The sequence below is a fragment of the Serinicoccus kebangsaanensis genome, from assembly GCF_008919445.1.
In the GTDB taxonomy this organism is placed as follows: Bacteria; Actinomycetota; Actinomycetes; order Actinomycetales; family Dermatophilaceae; genus Ornithinicoccus; species Ornithinicoccus kebangsaanensis.
Genome location: NZ_VSLG01000002.1, coordinates 157,970 through 171,588, shown reverse-complemented (window position 1 = coordinate 171,588; position 13,619 = coordinate 157,970). Strand labels below are relative to the sequence as shown.

Here is a 13,619-nt window from a genome sequence, read left to right as displayed (position 1 = left end):
CATCGAGACCATCATCAGCTATCCGGAGTACGGGCACGGCAGAGGCCCTCCCCGAATCCCCTGGAGGGCCTCTGTGCTCGGGTGGAGGCGACCGGACTCGAACCGACAACCCTCTGCTTGCAAAGCAGATGCGCTACCACTTGCGCCACGCCCCCGAGGGGTATGCAGTTGTGTCACCCGGCAGCGCGCCGGGCGGCCAGACTACTGACCCGGCTGGGTCGGCACGTCGTCGGTGGCCTCGGCCCAGAGCTCGCGCTCGGCCTGCTGGTCCTGCATCCGCTTGAGGGCGACCAGTCCGGCCGCGGCAGCGGCCACCATGAGAAGGCGCTTCATCTGTTCCATCAACTCCTGCATCCGGGTCGACGTCGGCCGGCGGGTGGTGGGCCTAACTGGACTTGAACCAGTGACCTCTGTCTTATCAGGACAGCGCTCTAACCGACTGAGCTATAGGCCCTCACACGTGTCTCGCACGCGAAGATCGAGGTTACCCCACGCGCCAGAGCGCCACCAAAATCGCGATCGCGGCAGCGGGAACGAGATAGTGGGTCTTGCACGAAATGTAGCATTCATACTACATTCACCGGTATGCCGCACGATCCGGTCGTCGACTGCCGCGACCTCACCATGGCCTACGGGGACAACCTCGTGCTGGACGGCGTCGACCTGTCCATCGAGCGCGGCCAGGTCGTCGCCCTGCTCGGGCCGAACGGGGCCGGCAAGACGACGACGGTGGAGATCCTGGAGGGATTCCGGCAGCCCTCGGGCGGTCAGGTCACGGTGCTCGGCCAGACGCCGACCTCGGCGCCGGAGGCGTGGCGGGCCCGGGTCGGCGTGGTGCTGCAGAGCTGGCGCGACCACGGCACCTGGAAGGTCCGCGACCTCATCGAGGTGATCGGTGGCTACTACGGCCCCTACGCCACCGCGGCGGTGCCGCGGCCGTGGCCGACCGAGGAGCTGCTCACCCGCGTAGGCCTGGCTCAGCACGCGAGCGCGCGGATCGACAAGCTCTCCGGCGGTCAGCGGCGCCGGCTCGACGTGGCGATCGGCCTCGTGGGGCGACCCGAGCTGCTCTTCCTCGACGAGCCGACGACCGGCCTCGACCCGGCCGGGCGACGGGACATCCACGACCTCGTCGCCGACCTGGCCGACCTGGACACGACCGTCCTCGTCACGACGCACGACCTCGCCGAGGCGGAGAAGATCGCCGACCGGTTGCTCATCCTCGCCGGGGGCCGGATCGTCGCCGACGGCACCCCGGACGCGCTGCGGCTCGAGCTCTCCCGGTCCAGCGAGGTGCGGCTGCGGGACCGCGCCACGGGTCAGGTCACCGTGCACGCCGAGCCGGACCCCACGGCATACCTCACGCAGGTCCTGGGCAGCCGCCCCGGCGAGGTCGAGGTGCTCGAGGTGCGCGCCGCCTCCCTGGAGGACGTCTATCTCGACATCGTGCGCCGCTCCGAGGCCGACGACGCCGCCACCGGTGAGCTGGACACCACCGCGCTGGAGGCCCTGCGATGAGCCAGACCATCCCCACCGCCGTCCTCGCGGCCGCCGCCCGGCAGGCCCGGATCACCCTGGTCCGCAAGTACACCTCCGCCGCCGGGCTGAGCGTCATCGTCGTCTCGCTGGTCGTCCTCGTCGTGCTGTGGTTCCTGCGTGACGCCGAGTTCGGCGCCGCCCAGGTCGGCGCGAGCGGCTACATCTTCAGCGGCTTCCTCGCCTTCGGCGTCATCTCGGCGGCGGTCCTCGGGGTCGCCGGCGAGCTGCAGGCCGAGCGTGAGGACGGCACCCTGCTGCGGGCCAAGGCGGTGCCGCACGGCATGAGCGGTCACCTGCTGGCCAAGCTCCTCGTGGCGCCGTTCGACGCGCTCATCCCGATGCTGCCGGCGATCGTCGGGGCGGCCATCTTCCTGCCCGAGGTCATGCCCCGGGACGTCCCGGGCTGGGTGCTGCTCATCCTCGTCTTCCTGCTCGGCGTGGCCACCATGCTCCCGTGGGGGGCGGTGCTGGGGTCGGTCTTCCGCACCATGATCGGCCTGGCGTGGGCGATGATGACGATGTATGCCGTCGCCGCGCTCTCCGGGGTGTTCTACCCGGTCGGCGGCTGGCCCGCACCGCTGCAGTGGCTGGCCCAGCTCAGCCCGCTCTACTGGATCGGGGTGGCGGTCCGCTCGATCGTCCTGCCGGAGAGCGCGGCTGCGGCCGAGATCGGTGGCGAGTTCCGGCTGGCCCTCGCCCTGCTGGTGCTGCTCGGCTGGGCGGTGGTGGGACTGCTCGTGGCCCCGGTGCTGCTGCGCCGGATGGCGCGTCGGCAGTCGGGCAGCACGGTGCAGGCGGCGCGCGAGCGCGTGCTGGCGAAGGGCTACTGAGCTCCGTGCCGAGCGAGTCCACGCCGCTGCACAACCGGATCGCGATGCTGCGGGTCGAGCGCGGGATCACCCGTCGCGACCTCGCCGACGCGCTCGGCGTGCACTACCAGACGGTGGGCTACCTGGAGCGCGGGGAGTACAGCCCGTCGCTGGTCCTCGCCCTGCAGATCGCCGAGTTCTTCGACGTGACGGTCGAGACGGTCTTCAGCCGATCGCCCTTCCCCCGGATCGGCAGCTGAGCGAAACCCACACTGGACGACATAGCCAGCTCTATCTACTATACTAAGTAGTATAAACGGAGAGGTGATCATCATGGCTGACTCGGAACACACCACCCGCCCACTCGTGGTGGGCTTCGACGGATCGCCGAGCGCACAGGACGCGGTGCGGTGGGCCGCCGCGCACGCGGTCCGGACCGACACGCCCCTGACGGTCCTGCACGCCGCCGACCGCATCGTCTACGCGCAGGACGAGGCCGCCGGCCTCTGGGATCCTGGCACCGAGCAGCAGCGCGCCGTGGATCTCGCCGAGCAGGGCGCCCGGCTGGCGCAGGAGGAGCAACCCGACATCCACGTCGCCGCGCGTGGTTCGCTCCTCGGGCCGCGTCAGGCCCTGGACGAGGCGTCGGCCAGGGCACGAGGTGTCGTCGTGGGCTCTCGCGGACTCGGCCGCATCCGCAGCAGCCTGCTGGGCGCGACGGCCTACGGCATCACCGGTCATGCCCGATGCCCGGTCACCGTCGTGCCAGGGGCCAGCACCATGCCTGGCCCGCAGGCACCGGTGGTCGTCGGTGTGGACGGCTCGCCGGAGTCCGAGCGAGCCGCGGAGGTCGCCGCGTCGATCGCCCAGACCTGGGGTGCCGACCTGCTGGTCGTCAGCAGCTGGGAGCGACCCACCCCCGATCCGTGGGGCATGAGCCCGGACGGCACCCGCTTCATGGAGGAGACCCTCGAGCTCCGCGCGGAGCAGGCCGACCAACGTGCCCGGGACGCGGTAGGGCAGGTGGCGACCTCCTACCCCGAGGTGTCGGTCACCACCAGCACCCCGAGCGGACGCGCCGACGAGAACCTGATCGAGGCTTCGGGCGACGCCGCCCTCCTGGTCCTGGGTCACCGCGGCTCGGGACGTCTGTCGTCCTTCCTTCTGGGATCGACGACCCGCAACATCCTGCACCTCAGCGAGATCCCCGTGCACATCGTGCGCTGAGAGGATCACCGGGCCGGCCGACTCACCGGCCCGGCCCACGCCTACTCGTCGGAGAGCGTCACCTGGGCGCCGCCGACCAACGCCGCGCAGATGTTGTAGAGGAAGGCCGACAGCGTGGCGAGCGCGGTGAGCAGGAAGACGTTGAGCACGCCGAGCACCGCGGCCAGCGCGATCACCCGGCTGAAGCCGAGGTAGTCGGTGAGGTCGATGGTCGGACCGCTGGCCTCGCCGCTGGTGATCTGGGTGAGGAAGTCGTTGATCGTGGAGAAGACGTTCATCCCCGACAGCACCGTCCACAGCACGGCCACCATGACGACACCGGAGATGCCCAGTGCCACCGACACCAGGAAGCTGATCTTCAGGACCGACCAGGGGTCGATCCGCTGGGCGGTGAGCCGCACCCGTCGGGGCCCACCACGTCGCGGAGCGGGCCTGGCCGAGGGACGGTTGCCCGAGGTGCGTGCGGTGCTCGACGGCGCACCGTCGCGCGGGGGGTTGCCCCGCGCGGAGCCTCCGCGGCCGGCGCTCGCCCCGGCGGCGGACCCTGAGGCCAGCCCGGCCGTCGCGCCGCGCAGGGCACGCGCCTTGCGGGCCGCGAGGTCACGGCCCTGGGCGGTGCGGGCGAGCGCACCGTCCTTCATCTTGGCCGCGGCGGAGCGCTCCTCGCCCGAGGACTGCCGGTCGCCGGCCGCCCCGGAACCCTTCGCAGCATCGTCCGTGGAGCCGGCCTTGTCGTGCACCTGCGTCTCGTCGGTGGAGGACGCAGCCTGCCCCGAGGAGCCCGTCGTGCTGCTCATGCTCCATCTCCCTCAGTGCTCTCGGTGTCGCCGTCGGCGGTCGACGCGGCGTCATCGGCCTGACTCGACGGTACGCCATCGGTGCTCGCGCCTGCGGCATCCGCGCCGTCGACCTGCTCCTGCACCGCCTCCTCGAGCTCGTCCTCACCGGCGGCCTCGGCGTTGCGCGCCACCGCGACGATCGCATCCCCCCTGCCCGGCCGGGCGAAGATCACGCCGCTGGTGTCCCGGCCGGTGACGCGGACGCCGTTCTCACCACCGACCCGGGAGCGGACGACGTTGCCGCGCTCGGTCAGCACCAGCACCTCGTCGGTCTCGTCGACCAGCAGCGCACCCACCACCTGGCCGGCCTTCTCGGTGGCCTTGGCCACCTTGATGCCCAGCCCGCCGCGGCCCTGACGGCGGTACTGCGAGACGGGGGTGCGCTTGGCCATGCCGGACTCGAAGACGACGAAGACGAACGGGTCCGCGCCGTGCGCGACGACCTGCATGGACAGCAGGTGGTCATCGCCGCGGAACTTCATCCCGGTGACCCCGGAGGTCGCCCGGCCCATCGGGCGCAGCGTGTCGTCCGCCGCGGGGAACCGGACCGACTGCCCACCGCTGGAGACCAGCAGCACGTCGTCGTCGCCCGAGGCCAGCGCCGCGCCGACCAGCTCGTCGCCCTCGCGCAGGTTCACCGCGATCAGCCCGCCGGAGCGCGGTGAGTCGTAGTCCGGCAGCCGGGACTTCTTGACCAGGCCGTTCCGTGTCGCCAGCAGGAGGTAGGGGGCCTGCTCGTAGTCCTGCAGCGGCAGCACCGAGCGGATCGTCTCGTCCGGCTGGAAGGCCATCAGGTTGGCGACGTGCTGCCCCTTGCCGGTCGGCCCGGCCTCGGGGAACTCGTACGCCTTGGACCGGTAGACCCGGCCCTGGTCGGTGAAGAAGAGCATCCAGTGGTGCGTGCTCGTCACGAAGAAGTGCTGCACCACGTCGTCGGCGCGCAGCGCCGCACCACGACGACCCTTGCCACCGCGGTTCTGCGCGCGGTACTCGCGCACCGGGGTGCGCTTGACGTAGCCGCCCCGGGTGATGGTGACGACGACGTCCTCCTCCGGGATGAGGTCCTCCATCGACATGTCGCCGTCGAAGGGGACGATCGTGGTGCGCCGGTCGTCGCCGAACTTGTCGACGATCTCGGCGAGCTCGGTGGAGATGATCTCCCGCTGCCGCTCCGGCTTGGCGAGGATGTCCTCGAACTCCAGGATCTGCGCCTCGAGCTCGTCGTGGTCGGCCATGATCTTCTGCCGCTCCAGGGCGGCCAGGCGACGCAGCTGCAGCTCGAGGATGGCGCGCGCCTGCAGGTCGTCGATGTCGAGCAGCTCGATCAGCCCGGAGCGGGCGTCGTCGGCGGACGGGCTGCGCCGGATGAGCGCGATGACCTCGTCCAGCTGGTCCAGCGCCTTGAGGTAGCCCCGGAAGACGTGGATCTGCTTCTCCGCCTCACGCAGCCGGTGCTGCGTGCGGCGCACGATGACCTCGACCTGGTGCTCGACCCAGTGCCGGATGAAGGCCGAGATCGGCAGTGTCCGCGGCACCCCGTCGACCAGGGCCAGCATGTTGGCCCCGAACGACTGCTGCAGCTGGGTGTGCTTGTAGAGGTTGTTGAGGACGACCTTGGCGACGGCGTCCCGCTTGAGCACGATGACCAGCCGCTGGCCCGTCCGCCCGGAGGTCTCGTCGCGCAGGTCGGCGACCCCGGTGAGCTTGCCGTCCTTGACCAGCTCGGCGATCTTCTTCGCCAGGCTGTCCGGGTTGACCTGGTAGGGCAGCTCGGTCGCCACCAGGCAGGTCCGCCCCTGGATCTCCTCGACCTCGACCACGGCCCGCATGATGATCGAGCCGCGCCCCGTGCGGTATGCCTCCTCGATCCCCTTCTTGCCCATGATCAGGGCGCCGGTCGGGAAGTCAGGGCCCGGGATGATCTCCAGCAGCGCCTGCAGCAGCTCCTCGCGGGTGGCCTCCGGGTGGTCCAGCAGCCACTGGGCGCCGGCCGCCACTTCGCGCAGGTTGTGCGGCGGGATCTGGGTCGCCATCCCGACGGCGATCCCGGCCGACCCGTTGACCAGCAGGTTCGGGAAGCGTGCGGGCAGCACCGACGGCTCACGGGTCTTGCCGTCGTAGTTGTCGACCATGTCGACGGTGTCCTCGCGGATGTCCCGCACCATCTCCATCGCCAGCGGGTGCATCCGGCACTCGGTGTAGCGCGGGGCCGCGGCCGGGTCGTCGCCCGGCGTGCCGAAGTTGCCCTGCCCCTGCACCAGCGGGTGCCGCATCGACCAGTCCTGCACCAGCCGGACGAGCGCGTCGTAGATCGCGCCGTCACCGTGCGGGTGGTAGTGACCCATCACGTCGCCGACCACGCGGGCGCACTTGTTGAAGCCGCGGTCCGGACGGTAGCCGCCGTCGTACATCGCGTAGAGCACCCGCCGGTGCACCGGCTTGAGCCCGTCCCGCACGTCCGGCAGCGCGCGCGAGACGATGACGCTCATCGCGTACTCGATGTAGCTGCGCTGCATCTCCGCGTTGAGGTCGATGGGCTCGATGCGGTCGCCGCCGTCACCACCGCTCACCGCGGCCTCCAGCGCCGCGTCCGCGCTCTGGGCCGCGCCGGTCGCGTCCGGGATCTCGGGCAGGTCAGGGGTCTGGTCGTCGTCAGCCATGGGTTCCTAGCTCAGATATCGAGGAAACGGACGTCACGGGCGTTGCGCTGGATGAACGCGCGGCGCGACTCGACGTCCTCGCCCATGAGGATCGCGAAGATCTCGTCCGCCTTGGCGGCGTCCTCCAGCGACACCTGCAGCAGCACGCGGGTGTCCGGGTTCATGGTGGTGTCCCACAGCTCGCTGTAGTCCATCTCGCCCAGACCCTTGTACCGCTGCACACCGGTGTCCTTGGGCAGCCGCCACCCCTTGCCCGACCCCTCCTGGACCAGCGCGTCCCGCTCCCGGTCGGTGAAGGCGAACTGGTGCTCGGCGTTGGTCCACTTGATCCGGTAGAGCGGCGGCTGCGCCAGGTAGACGTAGCCGGCCTCGATCAGCGGCTTCATGAAGCGGAACAGCAGGGTCAGCAGCAGGGTGCGGATGTGCATGCCGTCGACGTCGGCGTCCGCCATGAGCACGATCTTGTGGTAGCGCGCCTTGGAGATGTCGAAGTCCTCGCCGATGCCGGTGCCGAACCCGCTGATCAGGGCCTGCACCTCGGTGTTGGCGAGGATCTTGTCCAGCCGCGCCTTCTCGACGTTGAGGATCTTGCCGCGGATCGGCAGGATCGCCTGGTTGTGCGGGTTACGGCCGCGCACCGCCGACCCACCGGCCGAGTCGCCCTCGACGATGAAGACCTCGGAGATCGTGGGGTCGTTGGACTGGCAGTCGCGCAGCTTGCCGGGCAACCCGCCCGACTCCAGCAACCCCTTGCGCCGCGTCGCGTCGCGCGCCTTGCGGGCCGCGATCCGCGCCGTCGCCGCCTGGACCGCCTTGCCGACGATCTCCTTGCCCTCCCGGGGATGGGCCTGCAGCCAGTGGCCGAACTCCTCGTACATCGCGGTCTGCACGAAGCCCCGCACCTCGGAGTTGCCCAGCTTGGTCTTGGTCTGGCCCTCGAACTGCGGCTCGCCGAGCTTGACGCTGATCACCGCGGTGAGGCCCTCCCGGATGTCGTCACCGGTGAGGTTGAGGTCCTTCTCCTTGAGCAGCTTCTGCTCGCGGGCGAAGTCGTTCACCATCCTGGTCAGGGCCGACCGGAAGCCCTCCTCGTGGGTGCCCCCCTCGTGCGTGTTGATGGCGTTGGCGTAGGTGTGCACCGCCTCGGTGTAGGCCCCGGTCCACTGCATCGCGATCTCGAGGCTGAGCATGCGGTCGGTGTCGGTGCTCTCGAAGGCGATGACCTCCTCGTGCACCGGCTCGCTGCGCTTGGACTTGTTGAGGTAGGTGACGTAGTCCAGCAGACCGTGGTCGTAGCGGTAGGTGTGGTGGCGCACCGTGGTGGAGGCCGCCGCGCCCTCACCCCCGTGCTCGACACCGGGGGTGGCACCGTCGGTGTCCTCCTCACCCTCGCCGTCGATCGGGTCGTCGTCCAGGGCGTCCACGTCGGTCTCGACGCTGCTCGGCCGCTCGTCCCGGAGCGCGATGGTCAGCCCCTTGTTGAGGAAGGCCATCTGCTGGAACCGCGCCCGGACCGTCTCGTAGTCGAAGTCGACGGTGTCGAAGATGTCGTCGCTGGGCCAGAAGGTGATCGTGGTGCCGGTGGCACGCTCCGCCTCGGTGGTCGGCTCACGCTCGGCGAGCGGCGCCTGCGGCACCCCGAGGTGGTAGGTCTGGGTGAAGACCTTGCCCCGCTGGCGCACCTCGACGTCGAGTCGCCCGGACAGCGCGTTGACGACCGAGGAACCCACGCCGTGCAGCCCGCCGGAGACCTTGTAGCCGCCACCGCCGAACTTGCCGCCGGCGTGCAGCTGGGTCAGGACGAGCTCGACCGCGGGCTTCTTCTCGACCGGGTGGATGTCGGTCGGGATGCCTCGCCCGTTGTCCACGACACGGCACCCACCGTCCGGCAGCAGCGTCACGTCGATCTGGTCCGCCTCGCCGGCCAGCGCCTCGTCCACGGCGTTGTCCACGATCTCCCACACCAGGTGGTGCAGGCCCCGGGCGCCGGTGGAGCCGATGTACATCCCCGGCCGCTTGCGGACCGCTTCCAGGCCCTCGAGGACGGTGATCGCCGACGCGTCGTAGGCCGAGGCCGTGGCCAGCGACTCCGGGTCCCCGGACCGTGCTGCCGCCTCCGGGAGCTGCGGCATCGTCGGGTCCTCCGCGTCACCGTCTGGACGGGTGCCGTGCTCTGGTCCGGCAGTGGACAAGGGGGCTCCTCGGGTGGATGTGGCAAAGACGTCTCAGTCTACCCTCTGCGGCCGGGGAATCCGAGTTGTGCACAGGGCGATCCCTCGTTGCCGGCCCATGAACGCCGCTGTGAGCGACGCGACCCCTGATCACGAGTCCCCCCACGCGCGAGGGGTGACTCAGCCGTAGGTGTCCCTCGGACCGCGCCCTCCCGAGGACAACGGTCCCTTGCGCCAGTGCGGTCCCGCCGGGCCCTGGACCACGATCTCGCTGACGACCCCCTCGCCGATCGTCTCCTCGATGCGGTGCAGCACCGTGGAGGTGAGCAGCCGCATCTGGGTGGCCCAGGCGGTCGACCTCGCGCGGACCGTCAGGGTGCTCCCCTCGAAGGCCACCACCTCGACGTTCGCCGCCACCTGGTCACCGACGATGCTGCCCCAGCGGCCGACCACGCCACCCACCTGCACGTCGTCCACCCACCCCCGGCCGGCCACCAACCGGTCCACCTCGTCACCGAGCAGCTGCGGGTCGCGTCGCCCGTCCGTCCCGGGCTCCTGCGCCGACGGGGTGCCCGTCCGACGGCGGCTGCGGCCCGCCGGCCCCGGACGCAGCCCTCGGCCGCGCGCCGTCCGGCGCGCCCGGGTCAGCGCCTCGTGCGCCGCGCCCATCGACTCCTCCCGGGGGTCCGTGCCCGGCTCGCCGCCCGTGCCCTCCGTCCCGCCGTCCGGGCCGGACTCCCCGCTCATGCGCTCGCCCCGGCACCGGACCGCGACGTGATCGAGCCCAGGGTGACCTCGAAGACCCGGACCCCGTCCCCGAGCAGCCGCTCCGGCACGTCCGCCGCCACCGCCGCGGTGACCAGCACCTGCTCGCAGTCCGCGACCAGGTCCGCCAGCCGCTCCCGTCGACCGGAGTCCAGCTCGGCGAAGACGTCGTCCAGCACGAGGACCGGGTCGGTGCCCAGGTCGTGCCGCAGCAGGTGGAAGCCGGCCAGCCGGAGGGAGAGCGCGAGGCTCCAGCACTCGCCGTGGCTGGCATACCCCTTCGCCGGGAGGTCTCCCAGGGCCAGCAGCACGTCATCCCGGTGCGGTCCCACCAGGCATACCCCCCGCTCCTGCTCCTGGGTGCGCACGGCCTCGACGGACTCCAGGATGGCGGCCGCGAGCTCCGCCTGCTCCGGGACCTGCCCGGCCGCCACCGCCTCGGCGACCGGCGACCCCGGTGCGAGAGAGCTGCGGTAGGCGGCGTCGGCGTGCGTCCCGCTGTCGCTGATGGTGCGGTATGCCTGCTCCAGGTAGGGGCGCAGGTCCCGCAGCAGGCGCAGCCGGGCATACAGCAGGGCGGCCCCGATCTGCGCCAGCTGGTCGTCGAAGACGGTGAGCGTCGCCAGGGCGGCCGCGCGCCCCTCCTCCAGGCTCTCCCCCGGGGCCAGCCGCGGCCCGCCCGTGCGTCGCGTCGGGGCGCGCCACAGGTGGGCGGCCTGCTTCAGCAGCGCACCGCGCTGGCGCACCACCTTGTCGTAGTCGGCACGGACGGCGGCCCACCGAGGTTGCCGCGCCACCAGGAGGTCGTCCAGGAACCGACGACGCTCACCGGGGTCGCCCTTCACCAGCGCGAGATCCTCCGGGGCGAAGAGGACGGTGCGCAGCGTCCCCAGGACGTCCCGCTGCCGGGTCAGCGGCGAGCGGTTCAGCCTGGCCCGGTTCGCCCGCCCGGGCACGATCTCCAGCTCGACCAGCGACTCGTGGCCGTCCCGGTGCACGGTGGCCCGGATGATGGCCGAGCCGTCGGCACCCGCCCGCACCAGCGGGGCGTCCTGCGCCACCCGGTGGCTGGCCAGCGTGGCCACGTAGCCGGCCGCCTCGACCAGGTTCGTCTTGCCCTGGCCGTTGCGCCCGAGCAGGACGCTCACCCCGGGACCGAGGTCGACCTCGGCGGCAGGGTAGCTGCGGAAGTCGGCGATGCCGAGATGGCTCAGATGCACCGTCGTCGGGAGGGCGTGGGCTAGGAGTCGTCGCCCGGCCGAGCCAGGCCCTCGTCGTGCTTGGGCTCCGCGCCGCCGTGGACCTCGGGCTGGTCCGCGTCGCGGGTGTCCTCGTCGTCGAGCATCTGCACGGCGTGCCCGCCGAACTGTCCGCGCAGCGCCGCGACGGCCTGCATGCCGGGGGAGTTCTCCTGCCGCGAGGCGAACCGGGCGAACAGGGCCGCGCTGATGACCGGCATCGGCACCGCGTTGTCGATCGCCTCCTGGACCGTCCAGCGACCCTCCCCGGAGTCGGTCGTATAGCCGCTGACGCCCTCCAGGTCCGGCGTCTCCTCCAACGCCTTGACCAGCAGGTCCAGCAGCCAGGAGCGCACGACCGTCCCGCGGCTCCAGGCCTGGAAGCACCCCTTGACGTCCTTGACGATCTCCTTGGCCTGGAGCAGCTCGTAGCCCTCGGCGTAGGCCGCCATCAGGCCGTACTCGATCCCGTTGTGCACCATCTTGGCGTAGTGGCCGGCACCGACGTCGCCGGCGTGCACGAAGCCCTCCTCACGGGGACCCTCCGGCCGCAGCGCGTCGAAGACCGGCATCGCCTTCTCGACGTCGGCGGCGCGCCCGCCGCACATCAGGCCGTAGCCGTTCTCCAGACCCCAGATGCCGCCGGAGACCCCGCAGTCGACGTAGCCGATGCCCAGCGGCTCCAGGACGGCGTCCAGCTCGAGGTCCTCGGTGTAGCGGCTGTTGCCGCCCTCGATCACGAGGTCCCCCTCGTCCAGCATCTCGCCGAGCTGCTCCACGGTCGACCTGGTCGGCTTGCCGTGCGGCACCATGACCCAGACCACGCGCGGACTCTCGAGCTGTCCCACCATCTCCTCGAGGGTGTCGACGTCGCGCAGCTGCTCGTCCAGGTCGAAGCCGACCACCTCGACCCCGGCGCGGCGCAGCCGCTCGCGCATGTTGCCGCCCATCTTGCCGAGCCCGATCATGCCGATCTTCATGTGCTGCTCCTTTGTCGAGAGGTGGTCAGGTGCGCATCCTCAGCCCGCGAAGCGCACCGGCATCAGGACGTAGCGGTAGGAGTCGTCGGCGTCGCCGTCGAGCTCGGCCTGCCCGGAGATGACCGCGGGCCGGGAGGACTGGGTGAACGACAGCCGGGTGTAGGGCTGGCCGAGCACCCCCAGCCCGTCGAGCAGGAACTGCGGGTTGAAGGCGATCTCGATCTCCGGCCCCTCCAGCGTGGACTCGATCGCCTCGCTGCCCTGGGCGTCGTCGCCCGTGCCGGCCTCGATGGCCAGCTGCCCCTCCGAGAACCGCAGCCGGACCGGGGTGTTGCGCTCGGCCACGAGGGCTACGCGGCGCACCGCCTCGATGAACACCTGGGTGTCCACCACGGCCACGGAGTCCACCGAGGACGGGAAGATCGAGGTGACCTTGGGGTACTCACCGTCCAGCAGACGCGTCGTCGTCCGACGCTGGCCCGCCTCGAAACCGACCAGGCCGTCACCGCGCCCGGCCTCGCCGAGCGAGAGGTCCACCGCGGCGCTGGCACCCAGCGACTTGGCGGTCTCCGACAGCGTCCGCGCGGGGATGAGGCAGACGTGCTCGGCGTCGGTGCTCCCGGGGGACCAGGTCAGCTCTCGCTGGGCGAGGCGGTACCTGTCCGTGGCCAGCATGGTGATCTTCTCGCCGTCGATCTCCACGCGCACCCCGGTGAGGATCGGCAGCGTGTCGCCGCGGTCGGCCGCGATGGACACCTGCGTGACGGCCTGGGTGAACGCGTCACCGGGGACCGACCCGCTGGTCTCCGACTGGTTCGGGAGCTGCGGGTAGTCGGCCACCGGCATCTGGATGAGCGAGAACCGGCTGGATCCGCAGGTGAGGGACACCTTCGCGCCGTCGGTGGAGACCTCGACCGGCTTGGCCGGCAGGTTGCGGGCGATGTCCGCGAGCAGCCGGCCGAGCACCAGCACCTGGCCCCCCTCGGCGACCTCCGCCTCGACGGTGACGGTGGCCGAGACCTCGTAGTCGTAGGCGGAGAAGGTCAGCGTCCCCTCCGGATCCGCGGTCAGCAGGACACCGGCGAGCACCGGGACGGGCGGACGGTTGGACAGGCCACGCACGACCCAGGCCACCGCCTCGGAGAGCACATCGCGCTCGACACGAAACTTCACGACACCTCGAACCTTCCGGACATGTTGGTCTTGCGAGGCAACTCTGCCACGTCCGTCCGGAGCGCGCTGCAACACGTCCCCAGGGACGCAGGACGAGCACCGGTCGATGGAGAGGGACTCGTCATCGACATCGGGGCTGTGGATGCTGTGGACAACCGGGCCTGCGCAGGTGCGTCCTGGCTGGTCGGGCGGCGTCCGCCGGCGGGCGTCACCCTGTG

General features: G+C 71.1%; 12 protein-coding genes and 2 tRNA genes. 4 read left to right on the top strand and 10 right to left on the bottom strand.

The window, feature by feature from the left end:
* Positions 1-82 precede the first annotated feature (82 nt).
* The 3 genes from FXF60_RS02945 to FXF60_RS02940 all read right to left on the bottom strand — a co-directional run bounded on the left by FXF60_RS02945 (position 83) and on the right by FXF60_RS02940 (position 454).
* Positions 83-155, bottom strand: a tRNA-Ala gene (locus tag FXF60_RS02945).
* Positions 156-201: 46 nt separating this feature from the next.
* Positions 202-342 carry a DLW-39 family protein gene (locus FXF60_RS16650; RefSeq protein WP_202879554.1) on the bottom strand — a complete coding sequence of 47 codons (141 nt, stop codon included), beginning with the start codon at positions 340-342 and terminating at the stop codon, positions 202-204.
* A 35-nt stretch (positions 343-377) separates the two neighbouring features.
* Positions 378-454 (bottom strand) — tRNA-Ile (locus FXF60_RS02940).
* A gap of 131 nt (positions 455-585) precedes the next feature.
* On the opposite strand from FXF60_RS02940, the gene FXF60_RS02935 reads away from it, so the two are divergent.
* The 4 genes from FXF60_RS02935 (at position 586) to FXF60_RS02920 (ending at position 3,575) form a co-directional block, all read left to right on the top strand.
* Entirely contained in the window at positions 586-1,518 is a 933-nt protein-coding gene (locus tag FXF60_RS02935; protein ID WP_202879533.1) for an ABC transporter ATP-binding protein, read from the top strand.
* Complete coding sequence (locus FXF60_RS02930) at positions 1,515-2,369, top strand: ABC transporter permease (protein ID WP_151523770.1); 855 nt, start codon at positions 1,515-1,517, stop codon at positions 2,367-2,369. Before FXF60_RS02935 ends, FXF60_RS02930 begins: the two co-directional genes overlap by 4 nt.
* A gap of 5 nt (positions 2,370-2,374) precedes the next feature.
* Positions 2,375-2,608, top strand: coding sequence for a helix-turn-helix transcriptional regulator (locus FXF60_RS02925; RefSeq protein ID WP_238335668.1), 234 nt, complete (start codon positions 2,375-2,377; stop codon positions 2,606-2,608).
* A 73-nt stretch (positions 2,609-2,681) separates the two neighbouring features.
* Entirely contained in the window at positions 2,682-3,575 is an 894-nt protein-coding gene (locus FXF60_RS02920) for a universal stress protein (protein WP_151523769.1), read from the top strand.
* A 41-nt stretch (positions 3,576-3,616) separates the two neighbouring features.
* On the opposite strand, the gene FXF60_RS02915 is transcribed toward FXF60_RS02920, so the two are convergent.
* The 7 genes from FXF60_RS02915 to dnaN all read right to left on the bottom strand — a co-directional run bounded on the left by FXF60_RS02915 (position 3,617) and on the right by dnaN (position 13,401).
* Complete coding sequence (locus tag FXF60_RS02915) at positions 3,617-4,372, bottom strand: DUF3566 domain-containing protein (protein WP_238335667.1); 756 nt, start codon at positions 4,370-4,372, stop codon at positions 3,617-3,619.
* Positions 4,369-7,074 (bottom strand): DNA gyrase subunit A, encoded by a 2,706-nt coding sequence (gene gyrA, locus FXF60_RS02910; protein WP_151523768.1) that lies wholly within the window; start codon positions 7,072-7,074, stop codon positions 4,369-4,371. The genes FXF60_RS02915 and gyrA overlap by 4 nt, the downstream gene beginning before the upstream one ends.
* Before the next feature lie 11 nt (positions 7,075-7,085).
* Positions 7,086-9,206 carry a DNA topoisomerase (ATP-hydrolyzing) subunit B gene (gyrB, locus tag FXF60_RS02905; protein ID WP_151523767.1) on the bottom strand — a complete coding sequence of 707 codons (2,121 nt, stop codon included), beginning with the start codon at positions 9,204-9,206 and terminating at the stop codon, positions 7,086-7,088.
* A 219-nt stretch (positions 9,207-9,425) separates the two neighbouring features.
* Positions 9,426-9,992 carry a DciA family protein gene (locus tag FXF60_RS02900; RefSeq protein ID WP_151523766.1) on the bottom strand — a complete coding sequence of 189 codons (567 nt, stop codon included), beginning with the start codon at positions 9,990-9,992 and terminating at the stop codon, positions 9,426-9,428.
* Positions 9,989-11,230, bottom strand: a complete 1,242-nt coding sequence (gene recF, locus FXF60_RS02895; RefSeq protein WP_151523765.1) for a DNA replication/repair protein RecF — start codon at positions 11,228-11,230, stop codon at positions 9,989-9,991. Before recF ends, FXF60_RS02900 begins: the two co-directional genes overlap by 4 nt.
* A 20-nt stretch (positions 11,231-11,250) precedes the next feature.
* Positions 11,251-12,228, bottom strand: coding sequence for a phosphogluconate dehydrogenase (NAD(+)-dependent, decarboxylating) (gnd, locus tag FXF60_RS02890; protein ID WP_151523764.1), 978 nt, complete (start codon positions 12,226-12,228; stop codon positions 11,251-11,253).
* Between the two features lie 39 nt (positions 12,229-12,267).
* Positions 12,268-13,401, bottom strand: a complete 1,134-nt coding sequence (gene dnaN / locus FXF60_RS02885) for a DNA polymerase III subunit beta (protein ID WP_151523763.1) — start codon at positions 13,399-13,401, stop codon at positions 12,268-12,270.
* Between the last annotated feature and the right edge of the window lie 218 nt (positions 13,402-13,619).

Coding starts and splice junctions, on each gene's coding strand:
- FXF60_RS16650 (WP_202879554.1), bottom strand. CDS start 342: ATGGAACAGATGAAGCGCCTTCTCATGGTGGCCGCTGCCGCGGCCGGA.
- FXF60_RS02935 (WP_202879533.1), top strand. CDS start 586: ATGCCGCACGATCCGGTCGTCGACTGCCGCGACCTCACCATGGCCTAC.
- FXF60_RS02930 (WP_151523770.1), top strand. CDS start 1,515: ATGAGCCAGACCATCCCCACCGCCGTCCTCGCGGCCGCCGCCCGGCAG.
- FXF60_RS02920 (WP_151523769.1), top strand. CDS start 2,682: ATGGCTGACTCGGAACACACCACCCGCCCACTCGTGGTGGGCTTCGAC.
- FXF60_RS02915 (WP_238335667.1), bottom strand. CDS start 4,372: ATGAGCAGCACGACGGGCTCCTCGGGGCAGGCTGCGTCCTCCACCGAC.
- gyrA (WP_151523768.1), bottom strand. CDS start 7,074: ATGGCTGACGACGACCAGACCCCTGACCTGCCCGAGATCCCGGACGCG.
- gyrB (WP_151523767.1), bottom strand. CDS start 9,206: ATGCCGCAGCTCCCGGAGGCGGCAGCACGGTCCGGGGACCCGGAGTCG.
- FXF60_RS02900 (WP_151523766.1), bottom strand. CDS start 9,992: ATGAGCGGGGAGTCCGGCCCGGACGGCGGGACGGAGGGCACGGGCGGC.
- gnd (WP_151523764.1), bottom strand. CDS start 12,228: ATGAAGATCGGCATGATCGGGCTCGGCAAGATGGGCGGCAACATGCGC.